Annotated in this window: 23 protein-coding genes; 20 read left to right on the plus strand and 3 right to left on the minus strand. The window is 43.2% G+C overall.

Translation table 11 applies throughout. From position 1 onward, the window contains the following. Window positions 1-7: 7 nt before the first annotated feature. Window positions 8-355, minus strand: a complete 348-nt coding sequence (locus tag ON01_RS06810) for a hypothetical protein (RefSeq protein ID WP_010530270.1) — start codon at window positions 353-355, stop codon at window positions 8-10. A gap of 326 nt (window positions 356-681) precedes the next feature. Here ON01_RS06810 and ON01_RS06815 point away from each other — a divergent pair, with 326 nt between their 5' ends. The 7 genes from ON01_RS06815 (at window position 682) to ON01_RS06845 (ending at window position 6,427) form a co-directional block, all read left to right on the plus strand. Continuing rightward, complete coding sequence (locus tag ON01_RS06815; protein ID WP_010530271.1) at window positions 682-1,749, plus strand: DUF3231 family protein; 1,068 nt, start codon at window positions 682-684, stop codon at window positions 1,747-1,749. A gap of 164 nt (window positions 1,750-1,913) precedes the next feature. After that, window positions 1,914-4,055, plus strand: a complete 2,142-nt coding sequence (locus ON01_RS06820; protein ID WP_010530272.1) for a catalase — start codon at window positions 1,914-1,916, stop codon at window positions 4,053-4,055. A gap of 158 nt (window positions 4,056-4,213) precedes the next feature. Beyond that, window positions 4,214-4,714, plus strand: coding sequence for a CBO0543 family protein (locus tag ON01_RS06825; RefSeq protein ID WP_010530273.1), 501 nt, complete (start codon window positions 4,214-4,216; stop codon window positions 4,712-4,714). A gap of 29 nt (window positions 4,715-4,743) precedes the next feature. Further along, window positions 4,744-5,226 carry a CBO0543 family protein gene (locus ON01_RS06830; RefSeq protein WP_010530274.1) on the plus strand — a complete coding sequence of 161 codons (483 nt, stop codon included), beginning with the start codon at window positions 4,744-4,746 and terminating at the stop codon, window positions 5,224-5,226. 72 nt (window positions 5,227-5,298) lie between these two features. Next, entirely contained in the window at window positions 5,299-5,559 is a 261-nt protein-coding gene (locus ON01_RS06835; protein WP_175284937.1) for a hypothetical protein, read from the plus strand. A 54-nt stretch (window positions 5,560-5,613) separates the two neighbouring features. After that, window positions 5,614-5,886, plus strand: coding sequence for a hypothetical protein (locus ON01_RS06840; RefSeq protein WP_010530276.1), 273 nt, complete (start codon window positions 5,614-5,616; stop codon window positions 5,884-5,886). 238 nt (window positions 5,887-6,124) lie between these two features. Then, on the plus strand, window positions 6,125-6,427 hold the full coding sequence (locus tag ON01_RS06845; RefSeq protein WP_010530277.1) for a DUF4183 domain-containing protein: 303 nt from the start codon (window positions 6,125-6,127) through the stop codon (window positions 6,425-6,427). A 120-nt stretch (window positions 6,428-6,547) separates the two neighbouring features. Here the strand turns inward: ON01_RS06845 and ON01_RS06850 are convergent, their stop codons facing one another. Next, window positions 6,548-7,897, minus strand: a complete 1,350-nt coding sequence (locus ON01_RS06850; RefSeq protein ID WP_010530278.1) for an MATE family efflux transporter — start codon at window positions 7,895-7,897, stop codon at window positions 6,548-6,550. A 159-nt stretch (window positions 7,898-8,056) separates the two neighbouring features. Here ON01_RS06850 and ON01_RS06855 point away from each other — a divergent pair, with 159 nt between their 5' ends. From ON01_RS06855 to ON01_RS06875, 5 genes are all read left to right on the plus strand, one after another. Beyond that, a complete protein-coding gene (locus ON01_RS06855) occupies window positions 8,057-8,392 on the plus strand; it encodes an ASCH domain-containing protein (protein ID WP_010530279.1) in 336 nt (111 codons plus the stop codon). Window positions 8,393-8,448: 56 nt separating this feature from the next. Beyond that, window positions 8,449-9,504 (plus strand): LLM class flavin-dependent oxidoreductase, encoded by a 1,056-nt coding sequence (locus ON01_RS06860; RefSeq protein ID WP_010530280.1) that lies wholly within the window; start codon window positions 8,449-8,451, stop codon window positions 9,502-9,504. A 246-nt stretch (window positions 9,505-9,750) separates the two neighbouring features. Next, the gene (locus ON01_RS06865) at window positions 9,751-10,053 is read left to right on the plus strand and encodes a TIGR04104 family putative zinc finger protein (RefSeq protein ID WP_010530281.1); all 303 of its coding nucleotides are present in this window, start codon (window positions 9,751-9,753) and stop codon (window positions 10,051-10,053) included. Window positions 10,054-10,210: 157 nt separating this feature from the next. Then, complete coding sequence (locus ON01_RS06870) at window positions 10,211-10,819, plus strand: chromate transporter (protein ID WP_010530282.1); 609 nt, start codon at window positions 10,211-10,213, stop codon at window positions 10,817-10,819. Beyond that, complete coding sequence (locus tag ON01_RS06875; protein ID WP_010530283.1) at window positions 10,819-11,346, plus strand: chromate transporter; 528 nt, start codon at window positions 10,819-10,821, stop codon at window positions 11,344-11,346. The genes ON01_RS06870 and ON01_RS06875 overlap by 1 nt, the downstream gene beginning before the upstream one ends. 212 nt (window positions 11,347-11,558) lie before the next feature. On the opposite strand, the gene ON01_RS06880 is transcribed toward ON01_RS06875, so the two are convergent. Then, complete coding sequence (locus ON01_RS06880) at window positions 11,559-12,425, minus strand: alpha/beta hydrolase (RefSeq protein WP_010530284.1); 867 nt, start codon at window positions 12,423-12,425, stop codon at window positions 11,559-11,561. A gap of 449 nt (window positions 12,426-12,874) precedes the next feature. Here ON01_RS06880 and allC point away from each other — a divergent pair, with 449 nt between their 5' ends. From allC to ON01_RS06920, 8 genes are all read left to right on the plus strand, one after another. Next, the gene (gene allC / locus ON01_RS06885) at window positions 12,875-14,122 is read left to right on the plus strand and encodes an allantoate deiminase (protein WP_029329030.1); all 1,248 of its coding nucleotides are present in this window, start codon (window positions 12,875-12,877) and stop codon (window positions 14,120-14,122) included. Window positions 14,123-14,167: 45 nt separating this feature from the next. Then, window positions 14,168-15,898, plus strand: coding sequence for an acyl-CoA synthetase FdrA (fdrA, locus tag ON01_RS06890; protein ID WP_010530286.1), 1,731 nt, complete (start codon window positions 14,168-14,170; stop codon window positions 15,896-15,898). Between the two features lie 24 nt (window positions 15,899-15,922). Beyond that, entirely contained in the window at window positions 15,923-17,188 is a 1,266-nt protein-coding gene (locus tag ON01_RS06895) for a YlbE family protein (RefSeq protein WP_010530287.1), read from the plus strand. Window positions 17,189-17,277: 89 nt separating this feature from the next. Continuing rightward, entirely contained in the window at window positions 17,278-18,225 is a 948-nt protein-coding gene (arcC, locus tag ON01_RS06900) for a carbamate kinase (protein ID WP_010530288.1), read from the plus strand. 47 nt (window positions 18,226-18,272) lie between these two features. After that, window positions 18,273-19,037: a (S)-ureidoglycine aminohydrolase gene (gene allE / locus ON01_RS06905; RefSeq protein WP_010530289.1), complete on the plus strand. Its 765-nt coding sequence runs from the start codon at window positions 18,273-18,275 to the stop codon at window positions 19,035-19,037. A 155-nt stretch (window positions 19,038-19,192) separates the two neighbouring features. Further along, a complete protein-coding gene (gene allD, locus ON01_RS06910) occupies window positions 19,193-20,242 on the plus strand; it encodes an ureidoglycolate dehydrogenase (RefSeq protein WP_010530290.1) in 1,050 nt (349 codons plus the stop codon). A gap of 63 nt (window positions 20,243-20,305) precedes the next feature. Further along, window positions 20,306-21,355, plus strand: a complete 1,050-nt coding sequence (gene allD / locus ON01_RS06915) for an ureidoglycolate dehydrogenase (protein WP_010530291.1) — start codon at window positions 20,306-20,308, stop codon at window positions 21,353-21,355. Between the two features lie 319 nt (window positions 21,356-21,674). Beyond that, entirely contained in the window at window positions 21,675-23,066 is a 1,392-nt protein-coding gene (locus ON01_RS06920) for an NCS1 family transporter (RefSeq protein ID WP_010530292.1), read from the plus strand. Window positions 23,067-23,080: the final 14 nt, after the last annotated feature.

Here is a 23,080-nt window from a genome sequence, read left to right on the forward strand (position 1 = left end):
AACTATACTAATAGCACTTCTTTTTTCTGCGCTTTTTCTGCCTGTCTTGGTTGTCTCTATCATCCTGTACGCCACCCACTTCGTTATTATCATCTTCAACGTCTTCACTGAAGTCGGCTTCGGAATCGGCGTCAACCCTAATATCTGTATAAGAGTTCCCGCTGTTTTCGACTCTTGCGATATTGATATTACGGTGTTTGTTTTTTAGATCGTTTTCGTTATCATTGTCATTTTCATTGTCTAGTTTTATATCGCCGTCGAAATCAACTTTTGACTTCGAATTGGCATCAGTCTTTGCTTTGGCCTTTGAGAAACTAACCTCTTGATTTCCGTTTTTATCAAACTTTTTCCACATGTTCATTTCCTCCTTTTTTGGATTTAATAACACTGTATGTCGAGGGTGTTTTAAGAGGAAAGGCTGTTCACGTAGTCAATTGATTGTTTCTATGAGGATGGTATTAACCATAATGGCGTCAGTCATTTATGTAAATGAACAGGTAAACACTGCTTACTTACTAAAAACTACCGGCGTTTCACTGTATACATAATTTACATGGCGGTTGGGAAGATATAAAAGGTACATGACCGCTATAACGCAATAAGCTAGAGCCATCGTGGAAACCCTGAAGACCGATTGGGGACAGCCATCATCAAAATAGACAGTCGAAGGAGGCGAACTAAATGGATGATTCAAAAAATCAAAGTTCAGAAAAAGACAAGAAAATCGAGTCACAAATCTATGAGCACCAGAAGCACTTAAAACTGAACGCCGCTGAAATGGATGATTTGTGGAGTAACTATATGGGCGATTCGATGTTTTCCTGTGTATTCGAGCATTTATTGGAAGTGGTTAAAGATGAGGAGATAAAAGATCTTCTGTTGTTTAATCAAAGTTTATCGAAGCGGCATATAAATACGATCTCCGAATTGTTTGTTAAAGAAGGTATTCCCGTACCGGCCGCGTTTGGTTCATCAGATGTTTTTAAGGGAGCACCACGTCTATTTGAAGATGTTCTTATGGTATTTTATGTCCAGCAAATGGCGATTGGCGCGTTTGGTCAATATACAAGAGCGTTATCAACCGCTATTCGGCAGGATGTGATCAACTTTTACCAGCAAGGCATTCGGGAGTTAAATGAAGTTTATGAACGGTCGACACACCTGCTTATCGAAAAGGGTGTGATTATGAAAACACCTAATATTCCTTATCCGAAACGAGTAGAGTTCGTTGACAGTAGGTATTTCAACAGTTTCTTTACCGTTAAAACACGCCCATTAGCAGGACTCGAAATTAAATATTTAAACTTAAATATTGCTACAAATACTTTGGGGAAAGCCTTAATGATGGGTTTTGCTCAAACCGCATCCTCTCAGAAATTAAGAAATTACTTCAAAAACGGCTGGCAGCTTTCAGATAAACAGATTAAACAGTATGGTGGAATTTTGGCAAACGATAATATTTCATCGCCAGCACTTATGGATCCGCACGTCACTGACTCGAAAGTTCCTGCGTTCAGTGACAAACTGATGCTATATCACGTTGCAATAGCCAATCAGCTTGGAATGGAGAATATCGGTATATCGATGTCCAGAACGTTCAGGCACGATATCTTTGCTAAATATGCCAAGTTTTTTGGTGAAATCGGTTTATATTCCAACCAGGGGCAGAAAATGATGATCAGTAATGGTTGGCTTGAGCAACCCCTATTGGCTCCAGACCGCAAAAAAGCTGTCAGGAATCCCCTTTAGTAGTCCCGCATTTTATTTCCGTTCACGTTCAAGTGGCCACATTCCTTGGTTTATCACTATTCAGCGCATAAATCGTAAACAATACAGCAAAACTATACTGGATAAATTAACTTGGCGGTTGCCTGAAGTTTTTTCAGGTTTCACCGATAATGGGAGGATCACATATGGCTAAAAATCGACAGAACGAACCAGCCAATCAGCCTAACCAGCAAAACAAGAAAAGCAAACAGCTGGATCAGTACCGTAAAGACCACAAAGATTCCACACTTACAACGAATCAGGGGATGCCCGTTTCAAACACAGCTGATTCATTGAAAGCCGGCGAACGCGGTCCCACCTTGATGGAAGATTTCCATTTCAGGGAAAAGATGATGCATTTTGACAATGAACGGATTCCTGAACGGGTTGTGCATGCGCGCGGGTTCGGTGTGCATGGTTATTTTCAGGTATATGAACCGCTGACTGAATTGACAAGTGCCAAATTTCTGCAGGATCCATCCGTGAAAACACCCGTATTTGTCCGCTTTTCGACGGTCGTTGGTCAAAAAGGTTCTGATGATACTGTTCGTGACGTTCGCGGGTTTGCGACCAAGTTTTATACCGACGATGGCAACTATGATCTGGTAGCGAACAATATGCCGGTTTTCTTTTTTCATGATGCGATGAAATTTCCGGATTTTGTGCACTCGATCAAACCAGAACCGCATAATGAAATGCCACAAGCAACTGCAGCACATGATACATTATGGGATTTTGTCGTGAATAATACGGAATCAGCCCATATGATGCTGTGGCTCATGTCAGACAGGGCTATTCCACGAAGCTTCCGGATGATGGAAGGCTTCGGCGTTAATACGTTCCGGTTTGTGAATGCTGAGGGCAAGGGACGTTTTGTCAAATTTCACTGGAAGCCTCTGCTTGGCGCACATTCGCTGGTCTGGGATGAGGCCGAAAAATTGAGAGGGGCAGATCCGGATTTTCTGCGCCGGGATTTGTGGGAGGCGATTAACCAGGGAGAATATCCAGAATTTGAACTGGGTGTGCAGATCCTTGAGGAAGAAGATGAATTTGCTTTTGACTTTGATATTCTCGATCCAACCAAGTTTTGGCCGGAAGAACAGGTTCCAGTGAAGATAATCGGCAAGATGACGCTGGATCAGAATCAGGATAACTTTTTTGCAGAGACAGAACAGGCAGCATTTCATCCGGGGCATGTCGTTCCGGGTATTGATTTTAGCAATGACCCAATGCTGCAGGGCCGACTGTTCTCTTATTTGGATACACAGCTGCTCCGTTTGGGTGGACCGAATTTTGCTGAGATTCCAATCAACCGTCCTATTGTTCCAGTTAAAAATAACCAGCGTGAAGGTTTTCATCGGATGTCGATTGATAAAGGCGCTGTCAGCTATTCAGCCAATTCGATGCGGGGAAATTCACCTGCTCCAGATCCCGAAAATGGTTATAAGCATCATGCTGAAAAAGTTGAAGGACGAAAAACCCGTAAGCGCAGTGACAGCTTTAACGATCATTATCGTCAGGCAACCCTTTTTTGGAACAGTATGTCACAGCCGGAAAAACAGCACATTATCAAAGCTTTTCACTTTGAAGTTGGAAAAGTGAAGGATAAGACTATCAGACAGCGTGTTGTTGATATGTTCAATCATGTGGACGGGCAGTTGGCAGCACAAATCGCTACGGGAGTCGGGGTTAACCCGCCTGAAAGTCCCGGCGGCAGTGGTGAAACAGCTGCTTCACCGGCCGTCAGTCAGGAGAACACCGTGAAAGCTGCTACTACTCGCAAGCTCGCTATACTGATCGAAAATGGATTTAATATGGATGACGTCGTCCAGGTTACGACACAACTTGGCAGTGCCGGGTTGCATGCGGATATTATCAGTAAAAATCAGGGCATGATTACGTCTGCTGACGGACAACAGATTGAAGCAAATAAAAGTTATGCTATCAGCAGTTCCGTTATGTATGATGCGCTCTACATCCCGGGCGGTAAACAGTCAACCGACCAGCTCATGAAGCACTTCGATGCGAAAAGTTTCGTGAACGATGCTTTCGTTCATGCGAAGACGATTGGTGCGGCGGGTTCAGGTATTGATCTGCTTATGGCGGCTGATATTAGGCAAATCATGCTGGCGGATACAAATACAACGAATCAGGTTGTGACGGACTTGGGAGTCGTTACGATACATGATACGAATGAACTGACCGCATTCACACAGGAGATGATCGATAACATTGCCCAGCACCGTCATTGGGCCAGGGAAAATAAAGATGGGAAGATGAGTGGTTAATAAATTTCGTGTAACTGGCAGTAAGACCCCTGCTTCGGGCTTGAGAGGATTGAGTTTTACGTTATGCGTCCTTTGATATGAGATTAAAGGGCGCATTGTGTTTAATCTATTGGGCATTCTATATTCAGGGCACTATTTTATCATTCAGGTGAATTGACATGCACATATTAATTATCTTTTTGGTCGTTATAGCCGCGTGGCGCTGTGGAGACTGGTCCCGCTTTTATCAATTTCATGCAACAATGCTCTACATTACAGCTATGAATTTATTGTATTTCTTTTTTACGACTGATTATCCCATTTGGAGCTTTCATTCAGATTTTGGTGTACCGGAGCACGTTTTGGATCTCTTACATGCATTTATTGTTCTTCCATTGACCGTTATGATTTTCCTGTCAAAATTTCCAGATGGACGCATTCATAAAGTATTGTATATCGGAAAATGGGTATTATTGTATATCATATTTGAATGGGCCGGGCAGCATCTGGGGGCAATTGAATACGCAAATGGCTGGTCGATTGGCTGGTCATTCTTGTTTGTCCTTGTCATGTTTCCGATTCTAAGATTGCATTACGCCCGCCCGTTAGCTGCATATGGCCTGTCCATTATCATCATTGCCGCCCTGCTAAGTCTTTTTGACGTGCCATGGATTCATTGAAGTTATCGACTATTACGGGAGCTGTTAGCATGGAAATCATCTTACTGTGGCTCTTTCTTATTTTAGGCATAATCCTTTTAACCGTATCACTAAAAAAACAACCGCTTAAAGACTGGCTGTTATGTCTATTAGCTGCAGCATATTTTGCCAGCCCTCTTGGTGACCTGGTGGTAAAATATGAATTTCTGTCTTATCCTGTTCAATTGTTTCCTCAATTCCAGTCGAGTATCCTTTATGAATATTTGCTGCTTCCACTCATGTGTCTATTCTACTTCCAATCCACTTATCATAAAGGTATATTCAGCTGTATATGGCAGGCTTTCCTTTATAGTGCCGTCCTGACAACATTTGAAGTACTGCTTGAAATCAAAACAGCCCTTATTGATTACATTCACTGGGGCTGGTTTAGTTCATTCATTACTCAATTTTTATTTTTATTATTTATACGCTGGCTGATGTGGCTCGTAAATGTTGTTGTGAAAAAGAGAGAAAAAACCGTAGACCGCCGATAGATCACGACTTACATTAGTATAAACGTTTACATCATCAAAAACTGTCAACCCTATTAACAATGGGGTGGTTGTTTGAAGTCGATGTATTTATATTTAGGTCTCTTTGCAGCTATTTTTGCAGTGGGCATTGTGTTGGGCTTGATATTATTTATAGCTGCTGATGAAAATAAAACAGCCGAAGAAAATATTGAGACAAGGGGTCTGCATCAGCAGGAGGCGGGACAAGTGCTGGAGGAGACTGTCGAAGTTGTATCATCGGATGATGGCAGTGCGCAGATTTATCGGAACGCTGAAGCAGGACTTCCGGGTTCTGTACATATCATGAAAAATTGAGGGTAGACTAAATGTGCAGATATATTCATAATTCATGCGACGGAGGCGACTCACATGACACAACAAAACTTACACCAGCAGCTGCAGCAGGCAAGCCGGCAAATCCATGAGGCACAGGAATCAGCAAGGCAGGCGCAGGGTTCAGACGAACGTCTCCTTGACCAGGCAGAACAGCAGTTGCAGCAAGCCGAGCAGCAATTAGAAGCGGCTAAACAAGCTGGAACTGAAGCGACAGAGAACCCGCAATTTCAGCAGGCATATGAACAACTGCATGATACCCGCCAGCAACTGCAGGAAGCACAGCAAAATAATCATGATGTACTATGAAATCGAGTAGGAGATTAATCAAACAATGGTTAGTCTCCTACTCGATTTTTATGAACAAAAATGTATGAGTTCACGAAAAACACGATGGGGGTTCAAACATTAAATAATGAAGGTATATTTGGTTACACTGCTTTCTCAGTTTAAGAGTTTCCAGTCATCAGCACATACAATTTATCTGTTATATAAGTAAGATACAACAACGACGGATGTCGTCCCAACAGATTCGAGGTTTTTTTATGTGACTAATCAGAGAATAGCACCGGGAACTACTCTGACGATTGACGCAGCCAGCTTTTTTGCTGATGATGGAACAGCTGTAACAGCACTCCCTGAGCTTGAGGCAAATAATAGTTATTATAATGTATATGTAAATGGTGTTCTCCAGATGCAAGGACTTACCACTTATACTCCTGGGGCATCTGGAACGGGAGCATTAGTGATAAATGTTCCAGCTGATAGCGGTGCACTTCCCAGAAATTCACCGGTAGTGTTGGAAATAATAAATTATTATCCGGAAACGGCAGTAACAGTAACGTCTTAGTAGTTCATTCACGGAATGTTATCTAGGCTTACAGGCGAGCATGACACCCACTTCAATATTTCCAGGACCGGGAATATAAGTGGGTAATCAGCTAACCGTATGTGCGTCAAGCTGGTTTCATCAGTACCCCTGTGACCGCCACTGACGATTCATCACACCTCGTCTTGCAAACAGAACAAGGAAGGTTGCGGTAAGTCCTTCTGCAGCAGGCAACGCCAACCAGACACCAGTCGTGTCGAATAAGAGCGGCAGAATAATCAACGCAGCAACCAGCAAAATGAAACCGCGAAACAGTGTGATACCGATTGATGGTACAACATAAGCAATCGATTGATAATATGTCATGTAGATAAAGTTGATCCCCATGAACAAATAGCCTGTGAAGAATAGTGTAATCCCTTTTATGGCTAGCTGGCGTATGGCTTCTGTTTCCACTCCGAAAATTGAAACAAGACCGCCGGCACCGAACCAACCGATTGCAAGAAAACTGATACCGAGAACAAGCCCAGTGATTTCAGCAACTTTTACCGTATTTTTGATTGATTCATACTTCTTTGCACCATAATAAAAACTGATCATTGGCTGAATGGACGTTCCTATCCCGATAAAGGCCAGAAATACGAAGGTATGCAGATAGTTGATGACCGAGAATGCTGCAAGTCCGGTTGTGCCTGCATAATAAGACAATGCAATATTATATCCAATCACAAAAAGTCCTGTTCCAGCTTCAGAAAGGAAGTTAGGGAAGCCCAATTTGCTGACCATAAGCATATCGTCTTTTTTCCATTTTGTGAGGATGAATTTTAACCCGGCATCCTTTTTGAAAAAATGAATGGTATAAATCAGCAAACCGGCTGCTGTTGCGATAACTGACGCGAGTGCAGCCCCCGCCACTTCCATTCCCAATATAAAGATCATCCAGTAGTTCAAGATAATATTGAGTAAAGCAGATACAATAAGACCTGCCATCGCCAGCTGCGGCCCGCCATCATTGCGAACAAAAATACTGAGCGTGTTTTCCCAAGCTATGACGGGAGCCCATAGAAAGATGATTTGCATATAGTCCATTGCATAGCTTAATGTGTCCGCGTTCGCCCCAAATAGTCGGGCGAGCGGCTCGGAAGCAATATAACCGGTCAGGCCGATAATCATTATCACAATCGTCACAAGCAGCATGGAAAGCGTAAAAACCCGCTGCGCGCGGTCAGTATCCCGTTCACCGGTTGCGATTGAATAAAGTGTTCCGCCACCGATACCGATCAGGAGTGAAATGGAGATGATGATCGACCAGACTGGTACGGCAATATTGACACTTGCCAGCGCCACCGAACCAATGCCATTACCGACAAAGATGCCGTCAATCACAATATTCGCTGACATCAGCATCATGCCGACAAGGGTTGGAAGCAAATAGTGGAAGAAGCTTTTTGTCACACTTTGGGTTAAGAGTTTTTGCTCTGCTAGGCTCATTATGTTTCTCCTGACTTTTGCACTTTCCCTTTATTTTATAGCGTTGTTAATCGGAAATCCATTATAGAGGTATGCGACATTCTAAATGTGTTAAACAACAGATTTATATGTTTGTATTATTTTGTGCAAAATGGGAAAATACGAAGGGGAGATGATAACATGCAAAAGAATAAACAAAACTGGCCCGAAAAATATGCTATTGATAAATTAGTCACCATCCAGAAGGATATACAAAAAATCATTAGCGGTGAAAAAACGTCTGTACGGCGTAATGACCGGTATGCAGATCCAGGCGACAAATTTGAGCTTAACGGACACACGGTTATAGTTGAGGATGTATACCCTCAAAAACTTGGAGAAGTAACAAATGACGATGCGCAGCAGGAAGGATACGGGAGCCTGAAAGAATATATAAACAGTATTACAAAAATCCATGGCGAAAAAGTCTGGGATCCCCACTTGATCGTTTGGGCACACATATTGAAACCAGTTTAAGACAAAGAATGGGGCAAGGTCAGACGCTTTGTCCCATTGGGAGGTTGTGATTACATATGCAAAAATATCGCATTGATCCAAGTAAAGGGCTTGAATTTGGTCTTTATACATTAGGTGATCATTTGCCGGATCCTGAAACGGGTGAACGGATCCCGGCAAAGCAGCGTATAAATGAAATGATTGAACTGGCAAAGCTAGCTGAACAGGCGGGCCTTGACTTTTTCAGTGTTGGGGAAAGTCATCAGGACTATTTCGCGACACAGGCACATTCGGTTGTGCTGTCAGCGATTGCACAGGCGACAGAAACTATAAAAATTTCCAGTTCTTCAACGATCATCAGCACGCTTGACCCCGTACGTGTGTTTGAAGATTTTGCCACCATTGACCTTATATCAGGTGGCCGTGCTGAAATTGTTGCCGGACGTGCTTCCAGGGTAGGGGTTTATGATTTATTAGGTTATGATCTTCGTGATTATGAAGAACTTTACGAAGAAAAATTTGATCTGCTGAATAGAATTAATGAAGAAGAAGTTGTCAATTGGAGTGGGCAATTCCGGCCATCGCTCAGGAATGCCAGAGTATTGCCGCGTCCACTGAATGGCTCGCTGCCGATTTGGCGTGCTGTCGGCGGAACACCAGCCAGTGCGATTAAAGCAGGATTTGCCGGAGTCCCGATGTATATGGCGCACTTAGGCGGCCCGGTGTCTGCGTTCAAGCGGACGGTTGATGCTTACCGTGACGCATTAAAGCAAAGCGGGTATGATCCGGCTGAACTGCCTGTTTCAACAGCAGGATTTTTCTATGCCGCTGAAACCACCCAGGACGCCTTGAGAGAGTATTACCCGCATATTAATGAAGGTATGAAGAAGACAAACGGTCAAGGCTTTCCGAAACAGGGCTTTGCTCAGGCGCAGGATACACGCAGCGTCATCAATGTCGGCAGCCCGCAGCAAATCATTGAAAAAATCCTTTATCAGCATGAGCAATACGGGCATCAGCGCTACATCGCCCAAATGGATTTCGGCGGTGTGCCGTTTGACAAGCTGAAGAAAAATATAGATTTAATCGGTACGGAAATTTTACCAGCTGTCAAAAAGTATACGGCAAAGTAGGGGATCTCGAACTAGAGCGAGAGCAGCATCAACTTGAGCGAGATTCGCTTGAACATGTGCGTCAGCAGCGCCAACATGAGCGAGATTCGCTTGAACATGAGCGAGAACCGCCCGAACTTGAGCGTTAGCAGCAGCAACATGAGCGAGAACCGCTCGAACATAAGCAGTAGCGGCATCAACTCGTGCGAGAAGAACGATGGTAGCGTTGACAATAAGGGATGATTATACTTTCAAGGAGCTGATGGCATGCCAACGTGTCAAAACTGTCATGAACAATGGAGCTGGGCCCAAACGGTCAAAGTGATGTTCACATTGGATGTAAGGCTCACGTGTCCGTACTGTGGACAAAAGCAGCACCTGACAACGAAAGCACGTAAACAGAGCTCTATCCTTAATTTCGTTGTACCGGTAGCGCTTTTTCTTGCCTTAATGCTCGAAGTGCCCCCATTGGCCAGCTTTGCCATATTAGTAGGCGGTGCTCTAGTAGCTGCTGGCATTTATCCATTTTTGATCGAATTGACCAATCAGGCAGAACCGGGCTGGGAGTAGGACGGCCGCCATTATAATGCTGATGGAGCGCAGTATCCCGGATTACGGCTTATACGCTGTTGTGGGGGGATGCGTGAATGAAGATCTTGATAACCTCAATTATACATATTCGTCGTTAAGATGGTGGCATCGAGATACGAATAGAAGATGGAGTTGCATGCTGGTGAATAATAAAAATGCAGCAAAAGAAAAACAGAATAACGGAAAACAGCACCTTCATCTGTTCCTGGCTTTTTTCCGGGTCGGCATACTCGGCTACGGTGGTGGTCCTGGTTCGATCCCGCTGATTCATAAAGAAGTAGTGGATAAGTATCAATGGACAAACGACGAGGAATTTGGCGATATTCTGGCGCTGGCTAATACCCTTCCCGGCCCGATTGCGACGAAACTCGCCGGCTATATTGGGCATCGTGTGTCCGGTGTAATGGGGATGTTCAATGCGATTGTGGCGGTTATATTGCCGACTATCCTTTTAATGATTATCCTGTTAATGTCGCTATCCTCGATCAGGGAGTTTGATTGGGTGAGTGGCATGACGGCAGCAGTCATCCCGGTGGTTGGTGTTATGCTGGCTGTTTTGACATGGCAATTTTTCGAAAAAGCAGGCAAGGGCATGGGCTGGCTGCAAACGATCATTATGAGCGCCATTATTTTGGTTTTGCTGGAATTAATGGGTATACATCCGGGCATTATCATCGCCGGTCTGATCATCGCGGCTTTATTCAAGCCCGATAAAGGCCGAGCAAGAGAAGGTGATACCCCTTGATGCTTTACTGGAACATTTTCATCGCATTTTTTATTCCGGGAATCCTTGGCTATGGTGGTGGACCTGCATCGATACCGCTGGTGGAAAATGAAGTGGTACAGCGTTTTGAATGGATGTCCGTACAGGAGTTCAGTGAGGTGCTGGCACTGGCCAATTCGCTGCCTGGCCCAATTGCCACGAAACTTGCCGGCTATATCGGGTATGAGGTAGCCGGGATCCCGGGTGCAGCTGTGGCAGTTGTTGCCACGGTGGCACCATCACTGATTCTGATGATCTTATTACTGGGTGTTTTATATAAATATAAAGATTCCCCTAAGGTCAAACGACTGACACTATATGTGCGCCCTGTTATTGCCATTTTGCTCGGTCTGATGGCATGGCGGTTTTTCGCTGATTCATATGAAGGGATTGGCATTTGGCAAACAGGCGTTCTCATTGTCGTCAGTTATTTATTGTTGGAACGTTTCAAAATTCATCCCGCTTTTGTGATCTTAGGGACGCTGGTGTACGGCGGGTTTGTTTTGTGAAATATGTAATCATGACGAACCCAGCATCGTCTAATCGATGCTGGGTTTTGGGTGTGCCCAACTGTTGCACAGTCTAGGTAGTTCAATCCGCACAATAACCTTTTCCATTATAAATACCGCAGGAGAAGCAAAGCCATCACCCCTGCGCTTCGATCGTATCGGTGCATAGGGATGATTTATAATCCTATGGCTCTGTCTCCAATATTTCCTCCCTACAGATTTGATTTTAGAAATGAAATAACTTGTTCAAATGATTCGATGACGGTCGAATTAGTCATATCCTCATCAAATGAGTGCTCTCCATTTGGGATCGTAATAAGCTGCGTGGTTATATCAGCATTTGAAAGTGCTTGATACATGTTCACGGATTCCTGATACGGGACGTCTTTGTCTGCATCTCCGTGCAGCAAAAGGGTTGGCGGAAAATTAGCATCAATGTTTTCCAAAGGGCAATACTTCCTTATTGTTGCAGCTTCTATCCTGGGGTTTAGCGCCGTTATGTAATCAATCCATTTACCTTGCTGACGGCAATATAAGTAAATGGCATAACGTCTTTCAATTGGTGCCTCTGCAATCGTTTTATGTTGAATTAATTGTTTGGCCAATTTTTCCGGCACTTTGGTCATTTTCAAAAAATGTGGTGAGGGATCAGTATACCAATCACCTCGTATATTTCCATAGCCGTAAAACGATACGATAGCTTTAGGCCTCACAGGCAGGGTGCCGGATAAGAGTGCCAGATAACCTCCTGCAGAACTGCCGGTTACGGCAATTTTATCAGAGTTAAAGTCATATTCCTCGGGACCCTCATCTTGCAGCCATTGAAGAACATCGGCAATATCTGTGGTGATTTCCGGTAATTTGGTTTCGGGGGCAAGACGATAATCAATCGAACAGACGTTAAAGCCGGCCTGACGGTACCGTTTGATTTGCTCCGTGTGCATACCTTTCCGTGATCCCCAGATCAAACCACCGCCATGAATATAAACGATCAGTGGTGCATTGTTTTCTTCGACCGGGTAAAAATCCCCTTTAATAGTGCAATCTTTTACGTGTTTGTATGTAAATGTTGTTTTCATTTTGATTCAACTCGCTTTAATTTCGGTTTTTTCACATACTAAGGTATGAGGAATGATATGGCTTTCATTGGTTTAATTTCATGCCAAGTAACGAGGGTAAGTATACCTATTTTAAAGTAAATCGTCCAGTCTCGTATCATACTGGTGTCCATCAAGCGATTTCAACGTAAAACGATTGTCCAATATACTTAAAAAAACATTAAAAATTTGTCTAAAACAAACAATTACTTTTATGACACTATTGGTTATAATGAATGATGGTTTAAGAGAATTGATCCAGGTGTTTCACAAGTGTTTGCTACCTTAAGCCTGGGTTAACAAGACACGTTACACGAGTTATGACATCCATTTATAAAAGTAAATGGGGGAAAACTTATGTCTGCAGGAAAATTGAAGCTGACAAGGAGTTCTCACGTCAGCGAGTATTATATATAGAAAGGACGATTGGTATGAGCTCTCGAAATGATGTGATCTCCGGAGAGGCCGTTAAAGAACTGCTTGATTGGTTAGGCCAATTCGGAAGTGATTCTGAAGGCGGCATTTCAAGGCTGCTTTACAGCAAGGAATGGGTTGACGCCCAGCAATCATTGAAAAAGCTGTTTGAAGACGGAGGGTTGAATACTCAATTTGATGAAGTTGGTAATCTGTTCGGAAGACTTGAGGGGACAGCTTATCCGGATGAAACTATTTTAACAGGCTCCCATGTGGATAGTGTGACAAATGGTGGGTTGTATGATGGACAATATGGCATTATTGCCGGTTTTCTTGCCCTTCGTTATTTGAAAGAAAAATATGGCGCCCCACTAAGGAATCTGGAAGTGGTGTCGATGGCTGAAGAAGAAGGGAGCCGTTTCCCTTATTCATTCTGGGGCTCAAAAAATATTGCCGGTCAGGCTAAAACGGAGGATATTCAAGGCATCAAGGATTTTGAAGGGACGTCATTTGACGATGCAATGCATCAGGCTGGCTTTGATTATAGAAAGAGCCCTGAACAAATTCGTGAAGATTTGAAATCCTTTGTTGAAGTTCATGTTGAGCAGGGTAATGTGCTGGAAAAAGAAAATATACCAGTCGGAATTGTCCGGCATATTGTCGGACAGCGCCGTTACACCATTACCGTGAACGGTGAGGCGAACCATGCAGGTACCACTCCGATGGGGTACCGCGCGGATGCCATGAATGCAGCTTCCCGCATGACTTGTGCCATTAATGATATGGCCGTGGCTGAAGGCGATCCGTTAGTGGCCACAGTTGGTTCAATGTTCCTTGAACCTAACACGGTTAACGTTGTGCCGGGTAAGGCCACATTTACAATCGATATCAGGCATACTGAAAAAGATGCATTAACGAATTTCACAGCGGATGTGGAAGCTAAATTGCAGGAAATCGCAGAACAAATCGGTGTTGAAGTGGACATTGACTTGTGGATGGATGCCGATCCTGTACCGATGGATCAACAGATTGTCAAGGTTATGCAGGAACAATGTGATAAAAATGATGTTCACTATAAGTTGATGCATAGCGGTGCAGGGCATGATTCCCAAGTGATTGCACCTATTATCCCGACAGCCATGCTTTTTGTTCCGAGTCATCAAGGAATAAGCCATAATCCGAAAGAGTACACAAGCCCTGAACATTTGGCGGAAGGCGTAAAAGCTTTAATTGGTACCCTGTATGAATTAGGGTATGCCGAATAAACGCGGCAAGAAGTATTCAAAAACTATTCGTTTGGAGTGAAAATAGTGCTATATACTGTGATTAAGAAAAACTTGTATCAGGATTCTGTCAGCCTGATGCTGTTGACCAATCACTTGTCTGCGGTAGAAGGTGTGACACAAGTGCAAGTTATGATGGGCACACCAGCTAACAAAGACATTTTCAAAAGTTCTGGTTTATATACAGAAGAACTGGAAGAAGCAAATCCGAGTGACCTTTGTATTGTGGTTGATACAGATGACGAAAGTGTTGTAGAGAATGTTGTAGAAGAAACTGATTCATACTTGAACAGTCAAACGGAAGCATCCCAGCAAAGCACCATTCCAACCGTCCGCACATGGGAAATGGCGGAGAACAAACTGCCGACTGCAGATGTGGCATTGATTTCGATCGCTGGTGAGCATGCTACAGCTGAAGCCAATAAAGCATTGGATCGTGGTTTGAATGTCTTCATGTTTAGTGACAACGTTCCGGTTGAAGATGAATTGCAGCTGAAAACACGCGCACAAGAGGAAGGCCTTATTGTTATGGGACCTGATTGCGGTACTGGCATTTTAGATGGTGTGCCAATGGCGTTTGCGAATGTTGTGGAAAAAGGAAACATTGGCATTGTTGGTGCATCTGGTACTGGCATTCAGGAGGTCTCATCGATCATTGGCAGAAATGGCAGCGGTGTATCGCAGGCTATCGGTACTGGCGGGCGCGACCTGTCATCGGAAATTGGGGCGATCACAACGATTCGCGGTTTACAGGTGCTTGATCAGGATCCGGAAACAGATGTCATTACGTATATTTCAAAGCCGCCTGCTCCGGCAGTACGTGAAAAAGTGGTTGAAGTCTTTAAAACACTGTCGAAACCAGTTGTCGCGATATTTATGGGAGATAAGCCAAGAGAAGCACATGATAATGTTCACTATACATGGACGCTGGAAGATACGGCTCGGAAAGCATTGGAGCTGGCTAATGGCAGCAATCATTACAGCTGCAATTTCATTGAAGATAAAGATCTGCAAAAAATCAAAGAAAACAATCAGCAGCGTTATATCAAAGGCTATTTCTGCGGCGGTACATTAGCCAATGAAGCAGCTATGGTGATAGAAGACGCACTTAAGCTTGATGCGTCCCATGAACACCCGGAAGGTATGATGCTGCAGTATGAAGGTCATGAAGTTGTTGATCTTGGCGATGATGCCTATACACAGGGGCGTGCACACCCTATGATTGATCCGACCTTGCGTGTGGAAAAAGTGGAAGAAGCTGCAGCAGACGATGAAACGGCTGTTATTTTACTGGATAATGTCATCGGGTATGGTGCACACGATGATATGGCCGGTGTATTTGCCCCGGTTATTGAAAAGGCAAAGCAACAAGCGGCCAGTGAAGGCAAAGCATTCGTTGCCATTGCTTCGGTTACGGGTACGGAAGAGGACCCGCAAGTGTTCCAGGATCAGGTCGATAAACTTAAAGCAGCTGGTGTCATTGTAACGGAAAGCAACGCACAGGCCACCAAGCTTGCAGTGGAGATGGTTAACTATCTCAACGGTGAAAATTCCGAAGTAGAAAATATTGATAATGCGGAAGTTGAAAACGATAAAGTCCAAGCATTAATTTCCAATAAACCTCGAGTGATCAACATTGGATTGAGGAATTTTGCGGACGCTATAATGGAACATGGCGGAGACGTTGTTCAATATCAATGGGCGCCGATTGCAGGCGGAAATAAACGGTTGGCAAAAATTTTGGAAAAGCTTAAATAAGCGATAACGAATAGGAGGATAATGATGGAATATCAATCAATTCAAGAAGCTAATGAGGCTGTGACACAGCAAATATTAGAATCACAACCATTTTTATTGGATGTTGTTCCGGCTAAAGATGTCATCTCCGAACTGGACGGTAAAGTGTTATTGCATGCCGGTCCCCCTATCAAATGGGAAAATATGACACACCCAATGCAAGGTTCTTGCATCGGCGCAACATTGTTCGAAGGCTGGGCAGATAATGAAGATGACGCCAAAAAAATGCTCGAATCAGGCGAAATCAAATTCGTCCCATGCCATTCGGTAGATGCGGTAGGACCGATGGGCGGCATTACATCTGCCAATATGCCGGTTGTTATCGTTGAGAATAAAGTAAATGGAAAGCGTGCTTATTGCAACCTGAACGAAGGCATTGGTGCGGTGCTGCGTTTTGGAGCGTATAACGATGAGGTCATCAATCGCTTGAAGTGGATGAAGGATATACTTGGACCTGCCCTTTCAAAAGCATTGAAACAAATCGACGGTGGAATGAATGTCAATGTCACTGTTGCAAAAGCTATTACTATGGGGGATGAATTTCACCAGCGTAATATTGCAGCGTCAGCATTGTTCCTGAAAGATATTGTTCCATATCTATTAACTGCCGATTTACCGGAAAAAGAATTGCAGGAAGTCACGCAATTCCTGGCTGATACGGATCAATTCTTCTTGAACATTATGATGGCAACAGGCAAAGTTGTAATGGATTCTGCAGCTGAGATTGAAGAAGGCAGTGTTATCACGGCGCTTTCACGAAATGGCGATGAATTTGGAATTAAAGTCAGCGGTCTGGGAGACCAGTGGTTTACAGCACCGGTTAACACACCGGATGGTCTTTATTTCAGCGGCTATAGCACAGATGATGCAAACCCTGACATGGGAGACAGTGCCATTACAGAAGCTTATGGTGTCGGTGGAATGGCAATGATTGCTGCGCCAGGGGTTACACGTTTTGTTGGTACAGGTGGCTTCAATGATGCCGTAGAGACAAGTGATGAAATGCGCGAAATTTGTGTTGGCAATAACCCGAACTTATCTATTCCGACGTGGGACTTCCAAGGTGCATGCCTGGGCATTGATATTCGTAAGGTAGTCGAAACAGGCATTACACCGGTTATCAATACAGGCATTGCCCATAAAACAGCAGGCATTGGACAAATTGGTGCTGGTACGGTTCGCGTTCCATTAGAATGTTTTGAAAAAGCGTTGGAAGCTCTTGCGGAAAAATATGGTGTAGAAGTGGAATGAACAGCTATGAAGAGCATACGGCTTCTATGTCGAATGCTTTTCATTGGCAGTTTGTAAAGATTATGCAGGACACAGAAAGAGGTTGAGGGATGAGCAAAACAATTGTAGTTGCTTTAGGCGGTAATGCTATATTACAGCCGAAGCAGGAAGGCACGTACGAGAATCAATTAAACAATGTGCGGACAAGCAGCAAGTTTCTGGCTAAATTAATTCAGGAAGGCTATAAACTTGTAGTAACACATGGCAACGGCCCCCAGGTAGGCAACATTCTTCGGCAAAATGAAGAAGCAGAAAATGTTGTTCCGCCAATGCCAATGGATGTATTGAACGGTGAATCACAAGGATTCATCGGATACATGATGGTGCAATGTCTGCAGAGTGAATTGAATGCACTTGGCATAGATGTTCCGGTTGTAAATACATTAACACGTACACAAGTTTCAAAAAATGATGAAGATTTCAATGATCCATCGAAACCAATTGGTACCTTTTATACAGAAGATGAAGCAAAAAAGTTATCTGCTGAAAGGAACTGGAACATGAAAGAGGATTCCAATCGCGGATGGCGTCGTGTGGTACCATCTCCGCAACCGATCAATATTTTGGAAGCAGGTACTATCAAGCAGCTTGCAGAAGCAGGTAATGTCGTTGTTGCATGCGGCGGCGGGGGAATTCCGGTTATTCAAAAAGAAGACGGGGAATACGAAGGTATTGAAGCGGTTATAGACAAAGACCGCAGTGGCTATAAACTAGCAGAAGAAGTAAATGCTGACGTATTCATGATTCTGACTGATGTTGACCATGTGTTTGTCAACTTTGGAAAACCTGAAGAAAAGGCATTGAAAGAAATTTCGGTATCTGAACTGGAATCATATGTTGCGGAAGGTCAGTTCAGTAAAGGCAGCATGGGGCCGAAAGTTGAATCAGCGTTGAATTTTGCCAAAAACGCCGAGAATGGCAGATCTATCATTTGTTCTCTTGAGAAAGTGGATGAAGCCGTTCGGGGTAACAGTGGAACGATTATTTCCAAGCAATGATATCCAAAGTTTAAACATTATAATTTAAAAGAAGGAGCGATTCATAAATGGGGTATCCGAACGATATTTTGACTAGCAGAGCTGTTGTGAAGCCCGGTAAATATATGCTCTTACCTCCTGAAGGATTAGTCAATAATGTGGTGCCAGGATTCGAAAATGTATCGATGAGTATCTTGTCAACGCCTAAGACAGGTGCCAAATTTGTCGACTACATCGTCACAATGCATAAAGGTGGAAAGAATGAACAGGGCTTTGGCAGTGGTAAAGATGTCGAATCGTTTGTCTATGTATTAGATGGAAAAATAAAAGCATCTGCGGACAAGGAAGAATTCGTTCTCGAACAAGGCGGCTATTTATATTGCCCGCCATCTGCAACCATGTATTTGGAAAATTTGCAGGATGCAGATTCAAAACTTTTTCTTTACAAACAAAAGCATATTGCGTTAGAAGGGCATAAACCATGGATTCATGCCGGAAACTCAAATGAGAATGAAGAAGTTATTTATGATGACATGGAAAATGTTCATATTCAGGATTTGCTTCCAACCGATATTGCATTCGATATGAATTTCCATATTCTAACTTTTGATCCGGCGGCAAGCCACCCGTTTGTCGAAACACATTATCAGCAGCATGGTGCTTATCTGTTGTCTGGTGAAGGGATGTACAACCTTGATAATGAATGGATTCCGGTGAAAAAAGATGATTATATTTTCATGGATACCTATTGCCTTCAAGCGGCTTATGCAGTAGGACGCGAGAAGTTATCATACGTTTATTCCAAAGACTGCAATCGGGATGCATTTCTATAAACAATGATGGATGGTAAAAGGCATTTTTTGCTTTTTACCATTTCATTTATGCGGAACTATCCAGAATGTAATGGGGATCCTTTCATCAGCGGGATGCACGCCCTGTTGAATGAAGTTTCATTTTACCCATAAGAAAGAAATAAGAGGTGTTCTCAGTGAGAGTGTCAAAACAAGAGTTAACCGATCTAATCCAGACAAAATTAACGAAAGCCGGTTTACACGAGGAGCATGCGGAGGTTGTGGCTGATGTGTTGGTGTTTGCTGATGCAAAAGGCATTCATTCCCATGGTGCCATGCGTGTTGAGTACTATGCTGAACGCATTGCAAAGCATGGCATTAATAATCAGCCGCAATTTAACTTCGAAGAGACAGGTCCAAGTTCAGGTATTTTGCATGGCGACAATGGCGCTGGTCATGTTGCTGCAAATCTTGCCATGGATGAAGCGATCCAGATGGCTAAGAAAACTGGTGTAGCAGTTGTTGGTGTAAAAAACATGAGTCATAGCGGGGCAATTTCTTATTTCACTGAACGTGCTGCGGCGCAGGATCTAGTTGGGTTTTCCGTTTGTCAGTCAGACCCGATGGTCGTGCCATTCGGTGGTGCAGAAGCTTATTACGGAACCAATCCGATTGCGTTTGCTGCACCGGGGAAAAATGGCAAGTGTATCAGCTTTGACATGGCTACAACCGTTCAGGCCTGGGGCAAAATTTTACATGCACGCTCCAAAAATGAATCGATTCCTGAGACTTGGGCGGTTGACAAAAATGGCGAGGCGACCACAGATCCGTTTAAGGTTCAAGCACTTCTGCCAATTGCTGGTCCTAAAGGCTATGGCCTGGGAATGATGGTGGATGTGCTGGCTGGTGTGTTGCTTGGTCTTCCGTTTGGCAACAAGGTGTCCAGCATGTACCACGATTTGACTGAAGGCAGAAACCTCGGGCAGCTTCATCTTGTGATTAATCCGGAACAGTTTACAGCGATCAATCAGTTTAAGGATAATATAACAACTGTCATGAACGATCTAAATAATATCAAACCAGCCCCAGGCTTTGATCAGGTCTATTATCCGGGGCAAAACCTGGAGGTCATTCAAGCGGATTATGAAGCGAATGGTATCGAAATTGTTGATGACATTTACAATTATTTAACGTCGGATGCCATTCATTATAACGCATATGATTCGAAAGACCCGTTTGCTGAATAATCATACAGAGACGATTGGAAGTTAATCTATGTTTATATAAGAATTGACTGAGAGGTGATAGTGTTGAAAGTATCCGAGCAAAAATTAAAGGAATTAATGAAAAATAAACTTCATCAGGCAGGTCTGACAGAAGACCATGCAAACGGTGTAGCAGATGTATTGGTGCATGCTGATCTACGGGGCGTTCATTCCCACGGAGCGATGCGAGTGGAATATTATGCAGAGCGTATCGCAAAAGGTGGTATTAATACCAATCCCCAGTTTGTCTTTGAAAAGACAGGCCCAAGTACTGCGATGTTTGATGGTGATAATGGTGCCGGTCATGTCGCTGCTAAAGAAGCAATGGATGAAGCGATTGATATGGCAAAAGAGAATGGTATTGGGGTTGTCGGTGTTAAAAGAATTAGTCACAGCGGATCGTTATCCTACTTTGTCCAGCAAGCTTCTAAAGAAAACTTAATCGGCTTATCCGTTTGCCAGTCAGATCCAATGGTTGTTCCATTTGGCGGAGCTGAAGCATATTATGGTACGAATCCAATTGCCTTTTCAGCTCCTGGTGAAGAAGAAGATTTCATCACCTTTGATATGGCAACGACTGTACAAGCATGGGGAAAAATTTTGCATGCACGTTCAAAAAATGAAGCGATCCCTGAGACTTGGGCGGTAGATGAAAATGGTGAAGCAACGACCAATCCGTTTGATGTAAAAGCTTTACTGCCAATCGCAGGTCCAAAGGGATATGGCTTAATGATGATGGTCGATGTATTATCCGGTGTTCTTCTTGGTGTACCATTTGGAAGCAATGTATCCTCCATGTATCAAGATTTAAGTGAAGGACGGAACTTGGGACAGCTCCATATCGTGATTAACCCAGCCTACTTTACTGATATAGCGACGTTTAAACAAAATATTTCGCAGACAATGAAAGACTTAAATGCGGTAAAACCAGCACCAGGCTTTGAACATGTATCGTATCCCGGTCAGCGAAGTATTGAAAGAGCACAACGTTATCAAAAAAATGGCATTGAAATTGTGGATGAAATATACGACTATTTAGTTGGCGATGCCATCCATTTTGACAATTATAATCATAAAGATCCGTTTGCAAAATAGAAGGGAAAAAAATAGTGGAGCTGCTCGTGTTTTGGCGAGTGGCTCCATTTTGCATGTTCAGAAAGAATATTGTTCAACTTTAACATTATGATATGCATCTTGATCAAAATTCAAAGAAGGCTTGTTCAAGCTATACAACGAATGATTGTTATTTTGTCCATTCGACATGAAGACTAGTACAGGAAAATGCGATATAATGCGTACTAGCGTTGGAAGCGGTTCATATACGTCATGCCAACATTTGCCCATGAGAATTATATGAAATGATGAACATGTTGCGCTTTATAAAATACAGAAAGCACAAAAGGAGTTAGAAGACATGGCAAAGGATATACACAACTCAGAAGAGGTGAATGAACAGCGTTTTCCGAATGTGGAAAAATCTTTAAGGCCGAATGGCCCAAATGACCGAAAAGTCGGCAAAATCCCTTATTTGTTTATGTGGGTTGGCGATGGTGTCAATATGGGTAATATGACACTCGGAGCCAGCATTGTAGTTGCCGGAGCTGCAACCCTTAATATTTTCCAGACATTGTTGGCAGCTTTTATATCCATATTAATTATTTCGACAGTTTTTGCCCTTAATGACAGAATGGGTTATAAAGATGGTGTTCCATATGTCATTCAGCTTAGAATGTCTTTTGGGGTGAAAGGAACCGTTATCTCATCACTCTTGCGTGGTGTGCCGGCTATTATCTGGTATGGCATTCAGAGCTGGATCGGGGGTTCGGCGCTAAATGAGATCATGATAATTTTGACAGATGGTGCGTTTGATAACATTGCCATTTGTTTCGTCTTATTGACGCTTGTACAAATTGTTCTTTCATGGTATGGATTCCATTCTATTAAATGGATTGAAACAGTAGCATCCTTTGTTATCATGATTTCCATGGTTTACGTATTCACTATTTTGGTAACATCATATGGAGATGAATTAGTTACAAACTGGGTACAAATTGATGGAAGCTGGGGATTGCCATTTTTTGGTTATATTATGGTTTTCTTAGGGAACTATGCGGCCATATTCCTTAACGCATCCGATTATTCAAGAGAGCTTGAAACGGGCATTAGTGATGGGAAGCGCGGATTCATGTATTTCACACCGATTTTTATCTCCTATGGATTTATATTGATGGTTGGTGCGATGACGGCCAGCGTAACAGGTGTAACTAACCCTCCTACTGCTTTAGCGATGGTGATTGATAATTCGTATGTAACACTTGGGGTATCCGCATTCATTGTAATGGCTACCATTGCAACAAATATGGTTGCAAATATTATTCCCCCTACCTATGTGATTTCATTGATCACAAAAGCTCGGTATAGAGTGGCTGTTACTATTACTGGGCTACTGGCGATGGGAGCTTTTCCATGGATGCTTGTTCAGGAAAGTAACTCACAAGGTCTGGACTTGTTCATTAAAACATACTCTGCGTTTTTAGGACCGATCGTTGCGATATTGTTAGTCGATTATTATTTGATGCGAAAACAGAAATTGAATGTAGCTAATCTGTATAAACAGGACGGCCCATTTGCCGGGTATAATTTAAACGCTTTTTTGGCGATGATTATCGGTGCAGCTTTTGCCTTTATTAATGTTGACTTGGCTTGGATAATCGGCTTTGTTGTTGCAAGCATTGTATATCCGCTGTTATCGAAATACGCTTTCCAAGGGTCCAGATTTAAAGAAGGTACAATATTTGAGAAATGATAGCTTGTACGAAA

The sequence above is a fragment of the Lentibacillus jeotgali genome (genome assembly GCF_000224785.1).
Lineage (GTDB): Bacteria > Bacillota > Bacilli > Bacillales > Amphibacillaceae > Lentibacillus > Lentibacillus jeotgali.